The sequence below is a fragment of the Bacteroides mediterraneensis genome, assembly GCF_900128455.1.
GTDB lineage: Bacteria > Bacteroidota > Bacteroidia > Bacteroidales > Bacteroidaceae > Phocaeicola > Phocaeicola mediterraneensis.
Genome location: NZ_LT635783.1, coordinates 3,192,636 through 3,213,633, shown reverse-complemented (window position 1 = coordinate 3,213,633; position 20,998 = coordinate 3,192,636). Strand labels below are relative to the sequence as shown.

General features: G+C 43.4%; 15 protein-coding genes and 2 tRNA genes. 13 read left to right on the top strand and 4 right to left on the bottom strand.

The window, feature by feature from the left end; all coding sequences use genetic code 11:
* The first annotated feature begins 93 nt into the window (after window positions 1–93).
* Window positions 94–834 (top strand): NADPH-dependent oxidoreductase, encoded by a 741-nt coding sequence (locus BQ7480_RS13690; protein ID WP_072543311.1) that lies wholly within the window; start codon window positions 94–96, stop codon window positions 832–834.
* Window positions 835–888: 54 nt separating this feature from the next.
* Here the strand turns inward: BQ7480_RS13690 and dnaA are convergent, their stop codons facing one another.
* The 3 genes from dnaA to BQ7480_RS13675 form a co-directional block, all read right to left on the bottom strand.
* A complete protein-coding gene (gene dnaA / locus BQ7480_RS13685; RefSeq protein WP_072543310.1) occupies window positions 889–2,304 on the bottom strand; it encodes a chromosomal replication initiator protein DnaA in 1,416 nt (471 codons plus the stop codon).
* A 434-nt stretch (window positions 2,305–2,738) separates the two neighbouring features.
* A complete protein-coding gene (locus tag BQ7480_RS13680; protein WP_072543309.1) occupies window positions 2,739–3,626 on the bottom strand; it encodes an MlaD family protein in 888 nt (295 codons plus the stop codon).
* A gap of 22 nt (window positions 3,627–3,648) precedes the next feature.
* Window positions 3,649–4,842, bottom strand: coding sequence for an N-acetylmuramoyl-L-alanine amidase family protein (locus BQ7480_RS13675; RefSeq protein WP_072543308.1), 1,194 nt, complete (start codon window positions 4,840–4,842; stop codon window positions 3,649–3,651).
* A 166-nt stretch (window positions 4,843–5,008) separates the two neighbouring features.
* Between BQ7480_RS13675 and folD the strand changes: the two genes are divergently transcribed.
* The 3 genes from folD (at window position 5,009) to BQ7480_RS13660 (ending at window position 6,157) form a co-directional block, all read left to right on the top strand.
* The gene (gene folD, locus BQ7480_RS13670; RefSeq protein ID WP_072543307.1) at window positions 5,009–5,887 is read left to right on the top strand and encodes a bifunctional methylenetetrahydrofolate dehydrogenase/methenyltetrahydrofolate cyclohydrolase FolD; all 879 of its coding nucleotides are present in this window, start codon (window positions 5,009–5,011) and stop codon (window positions 5,885–5,887) included.
* 88 nt (window positions 5,888–5,975) lie between these two features.
* A tRNA-His gene (locus tag BQ7480_RS13665) sits at window positions 5,976–6,049 on the top strand.
* Between the two features lie 34 nt (window positions 6,050–6,083).
* Window positions 6,084–6,157, top strand: a tRNA-His gene (locus BQ7480_RS13660).
* Window positions 6,158–6,383: 226 nt separating this feature from the next.
* Here BQ7480_RS13660 and gdhA read toward each other — a convergent pair.
* Complete coding sequence (gene gdhA / locus BQ7480_RS13655; protein WP_072543306.1) at window positions 6,384–7,721, bottom strand: NADP-specific glutamate dehydrogenase; 1,338 nt, start codon at window positions 7,719–7,721, stop codon at window positions 6,384–6,386.
* A gap of 210 nt (window positions 7,722–7,931) precedes the next feature.
* Between gdhA and BQ7480_RS13650 the strand changes: the two genes are divergently transcribed.
* The 9 genes from BQ7480_RS13650 (at window position 7,932) to BQ7480_RS13605 (ending at window position 20,994) form a co-directional block, all read left to right on the top strand.
* Window positions 7,932–10,898 carry a PEP/pyruvate-binding domain-containing protein gene (locus tag BQ7480_RS13650; protein WP_072543305.1) on the top strand — a complete coding sequence of 989 codons (2,967 nt, stop codon included), beginning with the start codon at window positions 7,932–7,934 and terminating at the stop codon, window positions 10,896–10,898.
* A gap of 188 nt (window positions 10,899–11,086) precedes the next feature.
* A complete protein-coding gene (locus BQ7480_RS13645) occupies window positions 11,087–12,301 on the top strand; it encodes a site-specific integrase (protein WP_072543304.1) in 1,215 nt (404 codons plus the stop codon).
* An 866-nt stretch (window positions 12,302–13,167) separates the two neighbouring features.
* Window positions 13,168–13,665 (top strand): UpxY family transcription antiterminator, encoded by a 498-nt coding sequence (locus tag BQ7480_RS13635; RefSeq protein ID WP_072544044.1) that lies wholly within the window; start codon window positions 13,168–13,170, stop codon window positions 13,663–13,665.
* Window positions 13,666–13,688: 23 nt separating this feature from the next.
* Window positions 13,689–15,221: an MATE family efflux transporter gene (locus tag BQ7480_RS13630; protein ID WP_072543302.1), complete on the top strand. Its 1,533-nt coding sequence runs from the start codon at window positions 13,689–13,691 to the stop codon at window positions 15,219–15,221.
* A gap of 100 nt (window positions 15,222–15,321) precedes the next feature.
* Entirely contained in the window at window positions 15,322–16,083 is a 762-nt protein-coding gene (locus BQ7480_RS13625) for an SDR family NAD(P)-dependent oxidoreductase (RefSeq protein WP_317043169.1), read from the top strand.
* A gap of 40 nt (window positions 16,084–16,123) precedes the next feature.
* Window positions 16,124–17,881, top strand: a complete 1,758-nt coding sequence (locus BQ7480_RS13620; protein WP_072543301.1) for a thiamine pyrophosphate-binding protein — start codon at window positions 16,124–16,126, stop codon at window positions 17,879–17,881.
* A 14-nt stretch (window positions 17,882–17,895) separates the two neighbouring features.
* Window positions 17,896–18,993: a polysaccharide pyruvyl transferase family protein gene (locus BQ7480_RS13615; RefSeq protein ID WP_072543300.1), complete on the top strand. Its 1,098-nt coding sequence runs from the start codon at window positions 17,896–17,898 to the stop codon at window positions 18,991–18,993.
* A 3-nt stretch (window positions 18,994–18,996) separates the two neighbouring features.
* Window positions 18,997–19,929 carry a glycosyltransferase family 2 protein gene (locus BQ7480_RS13610; protein WP_072543299.1) on the top strand — a complete coding sequence of 311 codons (933 nt, stop codon included), beginning with the start codon at window positions 18,997–18,999 and terminating at the stop codon, window positions 19,927–19,929.
* Between the two features lie 96 nt (window positions 19,930–20,025).
* Entirely contained in the window at window positions 20,026–20,994 is a 969-nt protein-coding gene (locus BQ7480_RS13605) for a glycosyltransferase family 2 protein (RefSeq protein ID WP_072543298.1), read from the top strand.
* Window positions 20,995–20,998: the final 4 nt, after the last annotated feature.

Genomic DNA, 20,998 nt, shown 5'->3' with positions numbered 1-20,998 from the left:
TGCTTTTTTCAGCTTGTTTCTTATGTCTTATAAAAGTAGGGATTTTCACCGATTCTTGTTATCTTTGTAGACAATCTATAAAGCCGATATATTATGGAATCAATAAAAAACAGACGGACAATTCGCAAGTATAAACAGGAAGACATTCCTGCTGAGTTGCTCAATGAGTTGTTGGAGGAAGCCTTCCGGGCGTCCACCATGGGCAATATGCAATTATATAGTGTGGTGGTGACCCGCGATGCAAAAATGAAGGAGCGTCTGGCACCTGCTCATTTTAACCAGCCGATGGTGACTTCAGCTCCAGTCGTACTTACTTTCTGTGCCGATTTTAACCGTTTTAGCAAGTGGTGTGAACAACGGAAGGCCGTGCCGGGATATAATAATCTGATATCTTTTCTGAATGCGGCGAGTGATACCCTGTTGGTGACGCAGAATTTCTGTACCCTGGCCGAAGAGAAAGGGTTGGGCATCTGTTACCTGGGAACCACTATCTATAATCCTGAACAGATTATTGATTTGCTGAAGCTTCCGAAGCTTGTGGTGCCTGTGGCCACCATTACAGTAGGTTACCCCGATGAGTGTCCGGACCAACCCGACCGTTTGCCCATCCGGGGGATTATCCACGAAGAGCAGTATCACGACTATACCCCTTCCGAAATTGACGATATCTATGCCTATAAGGAAAGTCTGCCGGAGAACAAGCATTTTGTAGAAATCAACCATACAGAAACGCTGGCTCAGATTTTTACAGATATCCGTTACAAGAAGTCCGACAATGAATACATGTCGGAAGGCCTTAAGAAAGTACTGAAACGGCAAGGCTTCGATGATTGAGAGATAGCCGGTATAAAAAAAACAGGTGGCTTCAAAATCAAGCCACCTGTTTTTTTATCTCATTCGAAGACTCATTTCTATTTCTTCGATTTCAGCCTTAAACGATTTGTCCACGTCCACCTGGTCTTTTACAATCTTGCATGCGTGCAACACCGTGGCATGGTCTTTGTTTCCGATAAGCTGACCGATCTTGGAAGAAGACGTATCCGTATGTTTCTTTGCCAGATACATCGCTACCTGTCTCACTTGTACCACTTCCCGTTTGCGTGTCTTGGTGTGGATAGCCGTCTCATCTATCTTGTAGTGTTCGCACACCTTTGTGATGATATCGGCCACCGTCATCGGTTTGCTTTCTGCGCACTTCACCGCCTTTCTCACAATGTGCTGTGCCAAGTCGAGGTCGATTTCACGTTTGAACAAGATAGATTGCGCCAGCAAGGAGTTGACAATACCTTCCAGCTCACGCACGCTTTCGTTCACGCTTTCCGCAATGTAGCTGATAACCGATTCCGGAATCACCAGTCCGTCACGTTTAATTTTGTTGCGCAGGATGTTTTTCCGGAGTTCGATATCCGGCTTCTCCAGTTCAGCCACCAATCCCCATTTGAAGCGAGTGAGCAAGCGGTCTTCCATACCTTGCAGCATGACAGGTGCACGGTCGGAAGTCAGAATCAGCTGTTTTCCGTTCTGGTGAAGATGGTTGAAAATATGGAAGAACGTGTTTTGCGTTTTGGTTACCCCTGCAAATTCCTGTATATCATCAATGATCAACACGTCGATTGTCTGGTAGAAGCTAATGAAATCATTGAAGTGGTTGGTTCGCACGGAGTCTGTATATTGCACCTGAAAAAGATGAGCTGATACATACAGCACACGTTTCTCCGGATACAATTCCTTGATTCTTGTACCAATGGCATTGATAAGATGAGTCTTACCTACCCCCGACGGGCCATAGATAAACAAGGGGTTGAAAGTGCGTGCCGGATTCTGAGCCACAGTTTCCGCCACCGTTCTGGAGAACTCATTGCTGTTACCTTTGATGAAATTCTCAAAGTTGTAGTTCGGGTTCAGGTGCGGGTCCAGATCCTGTGGTGCCGGAGCCTGCAAAGGATTAGGCGCCTTGTTTCCATTGTACACAGGAGCCTGTTCCGGCAATGCAGAAGAGCGTTTGGTCCCTTCTATATTGACAGTAATATGGTTGGTCTTATCGGTCAGGATAGAGTACATCAACTCCGTGCCTTCACCTATTTCCTTATAGATGGCGGCGCGCAGCAGTCCCACGTACTTTTCTTCCAGATATTCATAGAAGAAAGGACTTGGGACGCCGATTGTCAATGCCTTTTCTGTATCCTCATATTTTAAAGGTACGATAGGCTCAAACCATGTTTTAAAAGCCGTAGCATTCACGTTGTCCTTGATGAATGCCAGACAACGGTTCCACAATGCAACGGCTTGGTTATGTTCAATCATACGTGCGTTGTTATTAATAAAGCGAAACTTCTACGCTTGCAAATTTCGTAATGAAATTTCAGAAAAACAAATGCCATTTTCCTTGCTTTTTATCTTGATAAATTAAGTCATTGATAAATAGGGAGTTATGAATTTGTTAAATATTTGATAAGAAGAAATTCTCTTGTGAATTTATAATTTTCTATTTATCAGATGCTTATCATTCTGCCCTTGCTGCGGAATGTTCCATTGGACAAATATGCTTGTCTTTGAGAATTAGGCGGTTGCGAATTTGTCGAAGCCTATGGGTCCTCATCTTTATTATTTAGATTATTTCTATATAATGTAATTTGGAGGAAATCTTAGCTGAGCAACTCAAATGCTTCGTTTTCAAACAAACACAGGAAGGCATTTGCTGGATGTATACCTTCCTGTGCTTATGAAGAGGAGATATTTTATTTGTCTTTCTTTCCGAACAGGGAGAAATGTACATAGCGCTTCGGATGCTCCTGCAAGTCTTTCAGCAGAGAGGCCGCGTTGGCCGAGGTTGCACTGAGGTTCTGGTATAAAGCATCGTCGTTCAGGAGAAGTCCGATAGAGTTATCCTTGCTGCTCAGTCTTTCGGTCAGCATGTGTACATTCTGGAGAGTGGAATCCACTTTCTGGAAGGTCGATGCGTAGTCAATCCCTTTCAGGTTCTCACTGATACCTTTCAGGTTTTCCGTGATGGTGGTGACATTGCTTGTCAGCTGCGGGATGTCCTTGCTCATCAAACTGTGCAGCTGCGTGCTGGTCGCATTGAGCGAGGCCGTCAGCTTTTCCGCATTGTGCAAAGTGTTTTTTAAGGCAGGGTCGGCCAACAGCTGGTTCAATGAGCCCAGAATGGAATCCAGTTTAGGCATCATCTGTTCCACCTTCGGCAGCAATTCCTGTTCAGCCTTGCCCAGAATGCCCGTATTGGCTGAGCCTTCAATTGTATCTCCAGGGGTCAGAAAAGTGGTCGATTCATGTTTGAGCAGCATGTTCATCTTGACGGTTCCCAGCATTTCAGTCACCAGTTCCGCTTTGCTGCCAGCCGGGATGCGCATGTCCTGATCTACTTCAATACCTACCACCACATGTCCCGGTTTCTGGTAATTGTATTGAAGGTCGCGTACGATACCTATCTTGTAGCCGTTGGCAAATACCGGACTTGACTGTGCCAGTCCGTTTACATCGGTAAAATCCACATAATAATAGCTCTCCGGCTTGAACATACTGATTCCTTTCAGGTAGTTGATGCCAAAAAAGAGAATCAACAATGAGCCGATTCCTGCTAATCCGATTTTTACTTCTTTCTTCATATAGTTTACTTTACTTCTATTTTTATCTGTTTCGTTTGAATTCTCGTATGGCTTGGTTGATATTGACTTTCTGCCCGTCTTTAAATGCAATGATAAACGCATCCTTGAATTTGCTGTCCACTTTGTTGCGTTTCAGGCGGAGAATCTTGTTGTAGTTCGTGTCGGCCCCATAAGTATATTTGATGATTCCGTTCTCTTCGTAGCTGTCTACGGGACTGAGCCCTTTGAACTGCCTGCTTTTGGAAGGCAGTTTGCGGTCGGAAGTCAATATCTGTATTTTGAAGACCGGCTTTCCCGCTACGCTGGCCCGTGTCACATCCTGCTTGGAGGAGACCTGTGTACGAACAGCCGGTGTTTGCGGTTGAGATGCTACAGTGGTTTCCTCTTCTTCGGGCTTGTAGGAGCTGTCCGGTTCCGCTGCCAGTTGTGCGGACGAAACCTTGCCTCCCTTGTAATTCAGAAATGCGCGATAGATGCTTTTGGCCAAGGTTGAGCTGCCTTGTTCCGACATCAGGTAAGCTTCTTCCGTAGGATTGGTGATATATCCCAACTCAATCAGCACACTCGGCATGGAAGTGGCCCGCAACACCAGAAAACCGGCCTGATGCACCCCTTTGTCCGTCCGGTTGGCATTCCGGAAACACTTTTGTACAGAGGTGGCAAAGCTGACGCTCTGTGCCATGTTCTTGTCTTGCAGAAACTCAAAAATGATGTAGCTTTCCGATGAATTCGGGTTGAATCCTGCATACCGTTGCTTGTAGTCGTTTTCGATGAGGATTACGGCATTCTCTTTTTTTGCCACTTCCAGGTTCTCTTGTGTGCGGTGCAGTCCGAGGGTGTACGTTTCTGCCCCATTGACACTTTTGTTTCGCGAAGCCACCGAATTGGTATGGATGGAGATGAAGAGGTCGGCCTTCGCGTCATTGGCTATTTCCGCTCTTCTGTGCAAGGGAACGAATACATCTCTTTCGCGGGTATAGACCACACGTGTATCCGGGCAATTCTGCCTGATGAGCCTTCCCAATTTGAGCGCCACGCTCAGGTTGATGTTCTTTTCCTTCCCTCTTCGGCCTATGGCTCCGGGGTCATTTCCCCCGTGTCCGGCATCAATCACGACGGTGAAGCGAGTTTCGGCAGCATGCGTTTCAGGGAATAGGCTGAAAGCCAGCAGCAGGCTTAGGGCTATAAACAGTATGTCGAATTTTCTCCTTTGCATAATTATAATAACGTGGCAAAGTTAATATTTTTTTATCGACTAGCTTTCCTGTGGCCGGAAGAATTCTTCCGTTGCTGTTATAATTGCTATAAAATCCGAAAAATAAGCAGGTCTTTACTTTAAATTTCCTACATTTGTATCAATCATAAAATGGAAAGGAGTATTTATGACATTAATCGACGGAAAAGCAGTTTCTGAGCAAGTGAAACAGGAAATCGCTGCCGAGGTGGCCGATATAGTGGCAAAAGGAGGCAAGCGTCCTCATCTGGCTGCCATTCTGGTGGGACATGATGGAGGCAGTGAAACGTATGTGGCTGCAAAAGTCAAGGCATGCGAAGTGTGTGGGTTCAAGTCAACCCTGATTCGTTACGAGTCGGATGTGACGGAAGAGGAACTTTTGGCGAAGGTGCGTGAACTGAATGCTGATGCCGATGTGGACGGCTTTATCGTGCAGCTTCCGTTGCCGCCCCATATCTCAGAACAGAAAGTGATAGAAACAATCGATTATCGGAAAGATGTCGACGGTTTCCACCCCATCAATGTAGGCCGTTTGTCCATCGGGCTGCCGTGCTATATTTCAGCCACTCCCAATGGAATTATGGAACTTTTGCGCCGTTATCAGATTGAGACGCGGGGAAAGAAGTGCGTCATTCTGGGCCGGAGCAATATTGTGGGTAAACCGATGGCCATGCTGATGATGCAGAAGTCCGTGCCGGGAGACGCCACCGTGACCGTATGCCATAGCCGGAGCAAGGACTTGGTGAAGGAGTGCCAGGAAGCCGACATCCTGATTGCCGCGATGGGACAGCCCAATTTTGTGAAAGCCGACATGGTGAAAGAAGGGGCCGTGGTGATAGACGTAGGTACCACCCGTGTGCCCGATGCCTCCAAGAAATCAGGCTTTAAGCTGACGGGCGATGTGAAGTTCGACGAAGTGGCACCCAAGTGCTCTTACATTACGCCCGTACCCGGTGGAGTAGGGCCGATGACCATCGTTTCTTTGATGAAAAATACGCTGTTGGCTGGTAAAAAGGCGATATATTGAGATTTTAGGTGATTTTTTCGATGAAATGTTTGCAGTTTCGAAAAAATCCTCTACCTTTGCAATCGCTTTTGAAAAGGAAGCCAACATGGTGACTATAGTTCAGTTGGTTAGAGCGTCAGATTGTGGTTCTGAATGTCGTGGGTTCGAGTCCCACTAGTCACCCTCCTTCATTTTTAACGTTTTTCATACCAACATGGTGACTATAGTTCAGTTGGTTAGAGCGTCAGATTGTGGTTCTGAATGTCGTGGGTTCGAGTCCCACTAGTCACCCCTTAAAGAGGTCTTGCATGAGCAAGGCCTTTTTTTGTATCCTTTCCCTTCTTGCAAAAACAAAAAAAATGCGCTATCAGACCTTCACAGGCTGGATAGCGCAAGCTACAATACAAAATACAAATACAACTAAACGAGATTTTGTGCTAAAATTAAAGCTTTCAAATATACGGTAAAATTTTAGACTTTACTTTTCCTTCTAGAGTTATTTAAAGATTCTTAATGCTTATACGATTCCTTGGGCCATCATCGCATGAGCCACTTTCATGAATCCGGCAATGTTGGCACCCTTCACGTAATTGATATATCCGTCGCTTTCCGTACCATATTTCACGCACTGTTCGTGAATGTTGTGCATAATCTGGTGCAGCTTCTCGTCCACTTCCTGTGCGGTCCAGCTCAGGTGCATGGCGTTCTGGCTCATTTCCAGTCCCGAAGTAGCCACTCCGCCCGCATTGACAGCCTTACCCGGCGCATACATCATCTTGTGTTCGATGAAGGCATCGATAGCTTCCGGCGTACATCCCATGTTGGAGATTTCGCCCACGCAGAGCACCTGGTTCTTGATGAGATGCTGCGCATCTTCGCCGTCCAGTTCGTTCTGGGTAGCACACGGCAGGGCGATGTCCACTTTCACCTCCCACGGGCGGCGTCCCGGCACGAAAGTAGCTCTCGGGAATTTCTCTGCATACGGTGCTACGATGTCGTTGCCCGAAGCACGCAGTTCCAGCATGTAGTCAATCTTTTCTCCCTCGATGCCGTCCGGGTCATAAATGTAACCGTCCGGTCCGGAGATGGTGACTACTTTTGCCCCCAGCTGGGTAGCCTTGGTAGCAGCTCCCCAGGCCACGTTGCCGAAACCAGAGATGGCCACCGTCTTTCCTTTTATATCAATACCTTTTGCATCCAGCATGTGTTTCACGAAATACAAGCCTCCAAAGCCCGTAGCTTCCGGGCGAATCAGTGAACCGCCGAATTCCAGTCCCTTGCCCGTGAACGTTCCGGTAAACTCACGCGTCAGTTTCTTGTACATGCCGAACATGTAGCCCACTTCGCGTCCGCCTACACCGATGTCGCCTGCCGGCACATCCATGTCCGGACCCAGATGGCGCCACAATTCCAACATGAAGGCCTGGCAGAAACGCATGATTTCCGCATTGCTCTTTCCGCGCGGAGAGAAGTCGGAGCCTCCTTTTCCGCCGCCCATCGGCAGTGTGGTCAGCGCATTCTTGAAAGTCTGTTCAAATCCCAGGAATTTCAGGATAGACAGGTTGACCGATGCATGGAAACGGATACCACCCTTGTACGGGCCGATGGCGTTGTTGAACTGCACGCGGTAACCCAGGTTGGTCTGTACTTCCCCCTTGTCGTCCACCCATGTGACGCGGAAAGTGAAAATACGGTCGGGTTCTACCAGCCGTTCAATGATTTTAGCCTTTTCAAATTCGGGATGCTGGTTGTAAATATCTTCGATGGAAAGCAATACTTCTCTCACTGCCTGAAGGTACTCAGATTCACCTGGATGCTTGGCTTCCAGGGATGACATGATCTTATTAATATCCATAATCAAATAATTTAAGGTCTGACAAAATGAAATATTTTGTATATGCAAAGATAGGAATTTACCTGTACTGACAAAGCTTTTCCTCATATTTTTCGTGTGCCGGCTTGAATTTTGATAGTTTTTCACCAACGCTCAAGAAAGATTTGCAAAAATCAGGTGAATTTCCGATTTTTGTTTTTATAAATAAGAACAAGCCTAAAAGAAGATGCCATGCTAAACAACCTGAGAATTAAACTCCGGCAGCTTTATTTCAAGGATACGCAGTTTGCCAACCTGATGACAAAGCGTATTTTCAACGTCCTGCTGGTGGCCAATCCGTACGACGCGTTCATGCTCGAAGACGATGGCCGCATCGATGAGAAGATTTTTAATGAATACATGAACCTGAGCCTGCGCTATCCGCCCCGTTTCACCCAGGTGTCTACGGGAGAGGAAGCTTGGGAGCAGTTGCGCAACACCATGTTCGACCTGGTCATCTGTATGCCGGGTTCCGACAACAGTGACACCTTCGACATTGCCCGCGACATCAAGCGGGAGTATCCCCATCTGCCGCTGGTGGTGCTGACTCCTTTTTCGCATGGCATCAAGGAACGGATGGAACACGAGGACCTGAGCATTTTCGAATACGTGTTCTGCTGGCTGGGGAATACCGACCTGCTGGTCTCCATCATCAAGTTGATTGAGGACAAGATGAACCTGGAGCACGACATCAAGGAAATTGGCGTACAGATGATTCTGCTCGTGGAAGACTCCATCCGCTTCTATTCGTCCGTGCTGCCCAATCTCTATAAGTTCGTGCTCCGACAGAGCCAGGAGTTTGCCACCGAAGCCCTGAACGAGCACCAGCGTACGCTGCGCATGCGCGGTCGTCCTAAAATCGTGCTGGCCCGTTCGTACGAGGAAGCCATGGACCTGTATAACAAGTACCAGAACAACATGCTGGGCGTCATTTCCGATGCCCGTTTCCCCCGTGAAGGCGAAAACGATGCGGAGGCAGGGGTAAGCTTGCTGCGTGAGATACGCAGGCGCGACCCATTCATCCCGCTGATTCTGCAGTCGGCCGAAGAAAGCAACCGCCAATATGCCCCGGAACTGGATGCCGTGTTTATCGACAAAAACTCTAAGAAGATGAACATCGACCTGCGCGAAGCCGTGTCGGACAATTTCGGTTTCGGCGACTTCATCTTCCGCGACCCCCATACCCTGAAGGAAGTGGCCCGCATCCATAACCTGAAAGAACTCCAGAACGTGATTTTCGCCATTCCGGCAGAGTCCTTCCTCTACCACATCAGCCGCAACCACATCTCGCGCTGGCTGTATTCGCGTGCCATCTTCCCGGTGGCCGAGTTCTTGAAACAGATTACGTGGGAATCCCTTCAGGACATTGATGCGCACCGGCAGATTATTTTCGAAGCCATTGTGAAATACCGCAAGATGAAAAACCAGGGCGTGGTGGCCGTGTTCCAGCGCGACCGTTTCGACCGTTATTCCAATTTTGCCCGCATCGGCGACGGCTCTTTGGGAGGAAAAGGGCGCGGACTGGCCTTTATCGACAATATGGTGAAGCGTCATCCCGAGTTCGACGAGTTTGAAAACGCCTCGGTCATGATTCCGAAAACCGTGGTGCTCTGTACCGATGTGTTCGATGAGTTCATGGACTCCAACCAGCTGTACCAGATAGCCTTGAGCGATGCCGCCGACGACGTGATTCTGCAGGCTTTCCTCCGGGCCAAGCTGCCCGACAGTCTGGTGGAAGACTTTTTCGCCTTCTTCGATGCCGTCAAGGCCCCCATTGCCATCCGTTCGTCCAGCCTGCTGGAAGACTCCCACTACCAGCCGTTTGCCGGCATCTATTCCACCTACATGATTCCCTATCTGGACGACAAGTACGAGATGCTCCGCATGCTGAGCGATGCCATCAAGGGCGTGTATGCCTCCGTATATTATAAGGATAGCAAGGCCTACATGCAAGCCACCAGCAACGTCATCGACCAGGAAAAGATGGCCGTCATCCTTCAGGAAGTGGTCGGCACCCAGTATGGCGACCGTTACTATCCGGCCATATCCGGTGTGGCCCGCTCCATCAACTATTATCCCATCAACGACGAACTGGCCGAAGAAGGCACGGTGAGCCTGGCGCTGGGACTCGGGAAATACATTGTCGACGGCGGCCTCACCTTGCGTGTCTGTCCGTACCACCCCACGCAGGTGCTCCAGACCAGCGAGATGGAAATCGCCTTGCGCGAGACACAGACCCGCTTCTATGCCCTCGACCTGAAAAACCTGGGGCAGAACTTCTCGCTCGACGACGGGTTCAACCTGCTGAAGCTCCATGTGAAAGATGCCGAAGCCGACGGCGCCTTGAACTTCATCGCCTCGACCTACGACCCGTATGACATGGTGATACGCGACGGCATCTATCCCGGCGGGCGCAAGCTCATCACCTTTGCCAACATCCTCCAGCACGACGTCTTCCCCTTGGCCCGGATTCTCCAGCTCGTACAGAAATACGGTCAGGGCGAGATGCGCCGTCCGGTAGAAATCGAGTTTGCCGTCAATCTGGATGCCCGTACCAAGAGCGGCGTGTTCTATCTGCTGCAAATCCGTCCGATGGTCGATGTGAAAGCCGGGCTGGATGAAGACTTGACTCAGGTGCCGGAAGAAAAGCTCCTGCTCAAGAGCGAAAACTCACTGGGGCATGGCGTGATGGACGACCTACAGGATGTCATCTATGTGAAGACCGAAGGCTATTCTGCCTCCAACAACCAGCTGATAGCCTACGACATCGAAAAGCTCAACCGCCGCTTCCTCGATGAAGGAAAGCATTACATTCTGGTGGGTCCCGGACGCTGGGGCAGCAGCGATACCTGGCTTGGTATACCGGTGAAATGGCCCAACATTTCGGCAGCCCGGATTATCGTGGAAGCCGGGCTGACCAACTACCGGGTAGACCCCAGTCAGGGCACCCATTTCTTCCAGAACCTGACTTCGTTCGGGGTGGGCTATTTCACCATCAATGCCTATATGAACGACGGTATCTACAATCAGGCATTGCTCGACAGCATGCCCGCCGTGGAAGAAACGAAATTCCTCCGCTGGGTACGGTTTGAGAAGCCGCTTTCCGTCAAGATGGACGGCAAGAAAAAACTGGGTGTGGTCGAATTGCCGGAAAGTTGAGTAAATTGGCAAGTTGAACAAACAGAATCGTTTTTTTGTTTGTTCATCAGTGGAATACAAATTATACATTCAGGTGCAGGGGCAAGTCTAGACTTAGAGAAGTCAAGGCTTGCCCAATTATTTTATTGCTATTACTAATGGTTATTTTTTGAGAAATTGTAATTAACAAAAAAAGTACTAAGGAAAGTATGAAAAGAACATCCATCAAGCTAAAATTTAGGGCATCAGTGGATCCACGAAAGGCCGGTTCACTGATATTTCAGTTGATTCGTGGGCGTAAGGTCCGCAGAATCAAGAGTGAATATAAGATTTACAAGGAGGAATGGGACGATACTGCCGGACGGATTGCATTGGCGACCTCCGACCCATCCCGATGTGGCCAGTTGCATGTCATACGTTATAATGTGGAATGGGAGCTCAGGCGTCTCGGAAAGATAATCGATACGTTTGAGCGTTCCGGAAAAGAATGGAACCTCGACCTGGTGATACGGAAATACAATCCTTATATAAATAAGGAATACAGTGTGTTCCATTTCATCCGAAGCCAGATTCTGCGTAAAAAGCAATTGGGGAAGATACGTTCCAGCGAGACCTACCAGGCCACTCTTAACAGCTTCATGAATTTCAGGCAAGGAGTCGATTTGACTTTCGATATGTTCGATTCGGAGTTGATGGAACTTTATGAGGCGGAATTGCGGAGGCGGGGAGTCGTGCGGAATACCAGTTCCTTCTATTTGCGCATATTGCGTACGAACTACAAACTGGCGGTAGAAAAAGGGCTTACGCAAGATTGCCATCCCTTCAAGCACGTGTATTGCGGCATGGACAAAACGGTGAAGCGATGCCTGTCGTTCGACGAGATAAAAAAGATGAAAGAGCTGGACTTGTCCCTCAAGCCGGCTTTGGATTTTGCCCGCGACATGTTCATTTTCAGTTTTTGCACCCGCGGCATGTCGTTTGTGGACATGGCCTATCTCAGGAAGAGCGATTTGAAGAACGGCTATCTCATTTACCGTCGGAAAAAGACCGGCCAGCTGCTCACCATAGAGTGGACCCGGCAGATGCAGTCGCTCATAGACAAGTACAAGGGCAATTCCACCCGGTATCTTCTTCCCCTGATTGTCCGTGAAGACGGCAGCGAACGCCGTCAGTATCAGAATCAGATGATGAAGATAAACCGCAGCCTGAAGGAGGTTGCCTCTCTCATGCGTTTGTCTGTCCCTTTATCCTTGTATTATAGCCGTCACAGTTGGGCCACAATAGCCAGAGGGAAATCCATACCTCTGTCTGTCATCAGTGAAGGGTTGGGGCACGATTCGGAAGCCACTACGCAAATTTACCTGGATTCCATCAAGTCGGAAGAGGTGGACAGGGCCAACCGGAAAATCCTGAGAGACCTTTAAATGCTTGTGTATAAATGGGATATCTCCTAAGATGAGACAGTCTTCATCGCGGCAAAGATAGGAAATTAAATTTATATTCAAGTATTTTTAAATCTTTATTTCATTCATAATTTATACATTTTTCGAACGCCTCACGTTCGTTAATGGAGGCCGTACCGTCACATCTGATTTCTGACAAGATTCCCGCCATTGATTCGGTCTGACCAATGGCGGGAACCTGTTTCTGCCTTTTCAGAAAATCCTTTTTCTTCCTATCTATTTCCTTGAATCTATAAGAAAATTCTCTGTCCCACACTGTGAAATATATATCCCACAGTGTGAGATTTGTATTTCACACTGTGGGATATAAAAACCACACTATGGGACAGAGATTATCCCATGAAGTTTTAAAAAATTCGTTTATTGAGTTTGGATAATTGAATGGCTGTAAATTAAGTTCTAGTTAGTTGTATATTTTGTAGATAAACATTAGTTCTATGTGTCAGTTTTATACTTGTATTCAAAAGAATCCTGATTTGTTGACCAAAATAGTTGGTCTGAAATGCTTAATTATTTGATATTTAATGATTAATTGGTAGTCCATTATCTCATCTTAGGAGATAATCTTTATGATTGCAAAAGAGAGAATCTCATTCTTGCTCATGAAATGGAGAAGATTGGGAGAAAATGTGAGGGGAGGAATATTATTTTTCTGATAAGGTGTGTTGTAACTGCTTGTTGTTTAGCGATTTATTACAGCTTGCAGGATTAGAGAGTATACCCCATATTGAACTATGAAAGACTTCTGTCAGCCTGGTCAGGGCAATCTACAAACCAATGATTTGCAGTCGCCTACAGACACAAAGACATTGCCTCAATGGTTCGTCATGCGCGACTTGAAGAGAAGCAATGCCAAGTGTCCGGCATATAAACTGCTGGATGAATTGAATATCAGGTTTTTTACGCCTATGGTGTGGAAAACCGTTGTTCGTCGTGGCAAGCGGATTCCTCAGCTGGTTCCTTTCATGCAAGATTTGTTGTTCGTTTACGATTCACGCAAGACTCTCGACCCTATTGTGGAGCAGATACCCACTCTTCAATATCGCTTTGTCAGAGGTGGGATGAGCATGCCCATGACGGTGAGAACGGAGGAGATGGAACGTTTCATAAAGGCGGTAAGTACCATGAGTGCTCCTTGTTTCTATACTCCGGAGGAAATAAAGCCTTCCATGGTTGGCAAGAAGGTGAGAATCGTGGGCGGCCCTTTGGATGGCTACGAAGGATATTTGCAGAAGATACAGGGAGCGCATGCAAAACATCTTTTCGTGGAACTGCCTAATCTCCTGACGGCAGCCGTGGAGGTGGATCCGGAGTATATTCAGTAGTAGAAACCGTAATTTTTTCAGCTATGACCTCACAGTCGGAAAATACCAAGCGGATTGCCAAGAATACGTTGATGCTGTATGTGCGCACTTTATTTACAATGTTGGTGTCACTATATACAAGCCGTGTGATATTGAACACGTTGGGAGTTTCCGATTTTGGTATTAGTAATGTGGTGGGTGGAGTCGTCGGCATGTTTTCTGTCATTTCTGGTTCCCTCTCTTCGTCCATTAGTCGCTTTATCACATACGAGCTGGGGCATGGTGATATCACTAAGTTAAAACGGATTTTTTCTACAAGTGTAAACATTCAAATCGGTATAGCACTGATTATTGTGATACTCGCCGAATGTATAGGAGTTTGGTTTGTCAATCACAAATTGAATATCCCGGCAGGTAGATTGGTTGCTGCCAATTGGGTTTTTCAATGCTCACTTTTGTCATTTGCCATCGGTCTCATTAGTGTTCCTTATAATGCTTGTATTATAGCTCATGAACGGATGTCCGTCTTTGCATATATGAGTATCTTGGAAACTATTTTGAAGTTGGCTATAGTTTACATGCTTTTCATCTCTCCCTATGATAAACTTATAAGCTATGCCGTATTATTTGTTGTGGTTTCTTTGATAATGCGATTGATATATGGATGGTATTGTAATAAACACTTTATTGAAAGTCACTATGAGTTTATATGTGATAGACCTTTGATAAAAGAAATGACTGGTTTTGCCGGCTGGAGTTTTTTTGGTAATACTGCCTATATGCTCAACACGCAAGGAGTAGATATGCTCATCAATATCTTTTTCGGAGTTACACTCAACGCTGCAAAAGGGGTTGCTTCACAGGTACAAAATGCGGTCATGCAGTTTGTGGGTAATTTTACGGTAGCTATCAATCCTCAAATCACAAAATCGTATGCTTCAGGAGATAGAGAATATATGAATAAGTTAGTTTGCCGTGGTGCCCGTTTTTCTTATTTTCTCCTTTTGATATTTGCCGTACCGATTGTATGTGAGACTGATTATATTCTACATCTTTGGCTAAAGACTGTTCCTGAGTATGCACCGACATTTTTACGATTGATGTTATTCGGTACATTAATAACCTTGTTGGGCAACACAATGCTCACAGCTATACAGGCCACAGGAAACATAAAAAGATATCAAATTTGGATAACAGTTACTGGCTGTTTTGTTTTTCCATTGACATGGATTGCTTTTAAATTGGGTTTTCCTCCTGAAGCTACGTATATAATATACATTGTCATTTATTTCCTTTTAAATTTTGTCAGAGCCTACATTGCAAGAGGTCTGATGGACTTTCCGATAAAATTATATATATTCAATGTTATTCTGAAGGTTAGTATAGTCTCTGTTGTTTCTTTTGTAATGCCATTATTAGTGTTGTATTTTCTTGAGGAAGGATTTCTTAGATTGTGTGTAATCTGTATTATCAGTTTTTTTTCAACTATATCTGTAATATATGTATTGGGCTTGGAAGAAACAGAGCGGGAAATGATATCTAATAAGCTTATAACTATAGTTAAATTAAATAAGTAATGGCACTCAAAGAATATCTTAAACGAGGATTGCATTTCATTGTTAAAGGGGTTCCGGTCAGAAAAATTACACCCACAATTGTAACATTGGCACCAAATGAATTGTTAAAAGGCCGTTACGCTTTAATAACAGGGGGACAAGTGGAATCGGATTTTGTATAGCAAAGGCGTTTCTTGATAGCGGTGCAACTGTAATCATAACAAGTCGTAACGATGAAAGACTAAAAATATCTTGTGAAAAACTTGCTGAATCATATAAAGAGAGAATATTTGGTATTGTCTTGGACAATACCAAAGTAAATACATTTGAACAGGCTTTTCAAAATGCGATATCGCTAATAGGTGGACGTCATATTGATATTCTCGTAAATAATGCAGGGATATTGGGGGGAGATATACGTACGACATCTGTAACAGAATATGATAATGTTATGAATACGAACCTTAGGGGAGTTTTCTTTTTATCGCAGTTATTCGGTAAATATATGAAAGAAAATGGAATAGAAGGTAATATATTGAATATAGCTTCTTCATCGAGCCTTAGACCTGCAGTTTCTGCATATATGTTATCTAAGTGGGGTATTCGGGGGCTTACATTGGGATTAGCAAGAGCTTTTGCTCCGTATGGAATTACTGTAAACGGTATTGCTCCGGGGCCTACAGCGACACCGATGTTGTTAAAGGATACTTCAAGAAGCTTGGCAAATGATACAATACTTGGTCGTTATGCTTTGCCAGAGGAAATTGCAAATATGGCAGTATTCTTGGTTAGTGGTTTGGGTAAAACTATTTTAGGTGATATCATATATATGACAGGTGGATCTGCACTTGTTTCTTTTGAAGGTATAGATTATAGTTTTTAATTTTTTATTTGTGTGTTTTCTCTTAAATGATAAATTTATAATGAAATCAAAGTTCAAATATACAGATGAACGAAATGTTCAGATTGTCATTGCTTTGCTGAAAGCTCATGGCATACATCGTGTAATTGTATCTCCTGGAGCAACGAATATGACCTTTGTAGTCAGCATTGAAAACGACCCTTGGTTTCAGATTTGGTCATCGGTTGATGAACGTAGTGCCGCATATCTTGCTTGTGGCATGGCGGCAGAAACTGGTGAGCCGGTTGTTATCAGTTGCACTGGGGCTACTGCATCCCGTAATTATATGCCCGGCCTGACAGAAGCATATTATAGAAAATTGCCGGTACTTGCAATTACCTCAACACGTGGAAATTATCAAATTGGTCATCTTATCGATCAGCAGATTGATCGTCGGAATCTTCCAAATGACATTGCAATAGAGAGTGTAACCATCCCGATGGTTAAGGATCAGGAAGATGAGCGTTTTTGTGAAGTTGAAACTAACAAGGCTATACTGGCATTGAAGCTCAATGGTGGTGGACCGGCACACATTAATTTATATACTCGATATAGTCAGAATTGCGGTGTAACGGAGATTCCTTATGTCAATGCTATCTACCGATATACGGTCTTTGATCAGAATCTTCCGGTGATTCCCAAGAATAGCAAAATTATTATCTTTGTAGGAGCGCATGCTGACTTTTCTGATCGCCTTACAGCAGCTGTTGACAGATTCTGTGCTACTTATGATTCCGTGGTGTTGTGTGATCATACAAGCGGTTATCGTGGAAAGTATGAGGTGCACTATCAGATTGTGTGTGCTCAGCAGCAATGGCATTCTCCTTTAGCCAATGTGGATTTATGTATTCATATAGGTGAAGTTTCTGGGGACCAATATAAGCTATATGCGAAACACACATGGCGTGTAAGTCCAGACGGTGCTTTGCGTGATACTTTCGGTAACCTCCGACGTGTTTTCATGATGCCTGAAGAAGAATTCTTTGAAAAATATGCAGAGGATAATGTCAGTCATACGGAATTGTTGGATGCCATGACGGCAGAAGTTGAGGCTGTTAAAGAAAAACTTCCAGAACTACCTTTCAGCAATGTATGGATAGCACAACAAATGCACAATAGACTTCCTAAAGGTTGTGAACTACACCTCGGTATATATCATTGTCTTAGATCATGGAACTTTTTTAAACTTCCAATTGGTATACAAGCCAAATGCAATGTAGGAGGGTTTGGGATAGATGGAGGAGTGTCTACGATGATGGGGGCTTCCTTTATACATCCTGAAAAAATCTTTATTGGTATTTTTGGAGACTTGGCCTTCTTTTATGACTTAAATGTAATCGGAAACAGACATGTGGGTAATAATGTGCGTATTCTTTTGATTAATAATGGAAAAGGTAATGAGTTTCGCAATTACAATCATCCTTGTTATTTTTTAGGAGAGGAAGCAGACTTATATGTAGGTGCTGCAGGACATTTTGGTAATATGTCACGAAAGTTGGTAAAGGATTTTTCAACAGATCTGGGATACGAATATTTGGTAGCTAGCAACAAAAGTGAGTTCAAAGCTGTAATAGATAGGTTCCTTACTCCAGAAATGACAGACAAACCGATGCTATTAGAGGTGTTTACTCAAACTGAAGATGAAAGTAAAGCTTTGGAGCAGATATTGAATATCTTTTCAGACCCTAAACTGGCATTCAAGAATACGATTAAGCAAACAGCAAAAAATATTCTTGGTAAGAATGGATATGATACCGTAAGAAAAATAGTACATAGATAACTTTTGCAAATTATATGAAGATTGCGATATTGACTTTGCCTTTGCATACTAATTATGGAGGTATCTTACAATGCTATGCCTTACAGACTGTATTAGAATGGATGGGACATGATGTACAGGTTTTGACAAGGCCTCAATATGGGCGTTCTTATTATATCATATATCCTTTAGCAGTTTGTAAACGTTTACTCAAACGCGTTGTATTGGGTAAGAAAGTTGCTATTTTTAAGGCTCCTCATCAAATTATCAGACAAAACACAAACAAGTTTATGCACCGATATATTCATCAATACACCCAAAGAAAATGGATAGCTCAGATTGCTTCTCATTTTGATGCGATTGTTGTCGGTAGTGATCAAGTTTGGCGCCCCTTGTACTATCAACCAATAGAAGAAGCATTCTTGTCTTTTTTAGGTGATGCAGATATCAAGCGCGTTGCTTACGCTGCTTCGTTCGGTGTAGATTATTGCGAATATACAGAAGAGCAGAGAAAATTTTGTTCGTCTCTCCTAAAGAAATTCAATGCCGTGTCCGTACGCGAGTCGTCCGGTGTTCAGCTTTGTCAAGAATATTTTGATACCAAGGCAGTTCAGGCACTTGATCCTACCCTGCTTCTTTCCGTCGATGACTACAGGATTCTCATAAAGAAAGGCAAGACTCAACCATCAAAAGGCAATATGCTTGTTTATATGATAGACCGGACTAAAGAAAAAGAAGCGTTTGTTGAACGCATAGCCCAAGAAAAGGGATTAACACCATTTTGGATGAGCAATGACACTGATGATGAAACTCTTCCCTTAGAGCAGCGTATTAAAATGCCGGTGGAGCAATGGCTCCGCAGCTTCGATGATGCCGACTTTGTTCTGACTGACTCCTTTCACGGATGTGCCTTTTCCATTATTTTTAGAAAACAATTCCTGGCTATTGGAAATAAAGGAAGAGGATTGAGTCGCTTCCAATCTCTTTTGACATTATTTTCTTTACAAGACCGATTGATTTTGTCTCCCGATGAATATATGGGTAATTTGTCCTCAATTGATTACGATCAAGTACAAGACCGGCTGCAGTTCCTTCAAGCTCAGTCTCTTTCATTTCTAAAAACTAATCTTTGAAAAATGAATCCTTCAATTTCTATCATTGTTCCAGTTTACAATGCAGAAAGGACTCTTAATAGATGCGTCGACAGTATCTTGAGTCAGACCTTTCAGGAGTGGGAATTATTGCTGATAGACGACGGCAGCACTGACCGGTCCGGAGAGCTTTGTGATGAATATGTTTCAAAAGATCAACGAATCAAAGTCTTTCATAAGAAGAATGGCGGAGTAAGTTCAGCCAGAAATACCGGATTAAACCATGCTAAAGGAGAATGGATTACATTCATTGACTCAGACGACGAAATACCCAAGAATACTTTTACAGATGATTGTAAATATTTTACAGAAGATTTAATTGTAGGAGCATATTATGAAGCTAAAGAAGACAAGGAATATCATCGCTGGTTCTTACATGCCGGTGTCTTCTATCAAAATCATTTATCAGAGTTCTATACCAAAAATATAAGCGCTCCCATCTTTGGAGTCGTTTGGGGAAAATTATTTAGAAATAGACTATGTAAGGGCTTGGATTTTGATACCAATATGAAAGTAGGAGAAGATACACTTTTCGTAATGCAATATTTGCAACGAGTTAAAGAATTGAGAGTTATAGACAAAGACGTATATCTGTATTATATGCCTAATAACTTCATTCTAAAGTATAGTCTTGATGTAAAAAGTTCAATATATTGTTTAAACAGGATATATCTATCTTACCAAAAACTAAAAGTACGTTCAAAAGATTTTGAAAGAAGAATTTTTGGTGATTACAAACTGATTTGTCAAAAACATATTTATCAAAATGTAAGTTCTTGGTATAAAGATGAAAGAGTGAAGTATATCTATAATTTAATCAAAGATAGTTTTTCATTAAAATATAGAATAACTTATGCATTAATGTCGTATAGTTTATTTTCTAAATTTCTAAATTTTATAAGAAATATCAATTTATAAAAAGAACATAAAAAAACGGATATATCTTTAGATGTACAAAGAAATTGATCATAAAATAAATATGCTATTCGTAATATGAATATTTAAACATAAGTTATGAAAAAATATCCCTTGATTTCGGTAATTGTTCCAGTATATAATGTTGACCAATATTTAAATCGTAGTATAGATAGTATTTTGTCTCAAACATATACAGATATAGAGGTTCTGTTGGTTGATGATGGTAGTACCGATTGTTCGGGGAAAATTTGTGATGAGTATGCTAATAAAGATTCTCGGGTAAGAGTCTTCCATAAAATAAATGAAGGTGTAAGTTCTGCTCGTAATGTAGGATTAGATAATGCAAAGGGACAATGGATAACATTTGTGGATGCTGATGATTGGATTGATAAGAATATGTATCAAAAATTGTATAATACGGCTGTATCTACTCAAGCTGATATTGTATTGTGCAGTTTTTATGAATATCATGGCTTAGGTAAAACATTTTTAATAGAGGCTATTTCTACAGAAAGTGATAAAATAGAAATTCTGCGCAACTACATATTGTCTTTTACTTCTTTATGTAACATGTTGGTAAGTCGTAATTTGTATGTCGATAATAATTTAAAAATCCCAAAGGATATTAATAATTGTGAGGATTTCTGGTTAACTGTTCGCTTATTTTATTATGCTAAAAAAATATATAGTTTACATATTCCTTTATATTATTACAATAGAGAAAATGTAAATTCTATCTTGAATAATCCTAATGAAGAAAGACGAAATAGTGAATATTTATCTTATATAGATACTATCAACTTTTTTCAAAGCAATGGAGTATTAAATTTATATGAAAAAGAGATTTCATGGCGTATATTAAGATGCAAACAAGATTTAGTTTTAAAACCTGAACTACATCATCGGTTTCTAACTATGTATCCACTCTCACATCGTTACATACTGAGTTGTCCCACTTCTTTTTGTAATCGTAAAATAAAATTGTTAATGTGGTTGCTTGTACACAAAATGAGTTTTTGTGTATCATTATTTTGTAAAATTAGAACTTTAATTGGTAGAGGTTAATTTT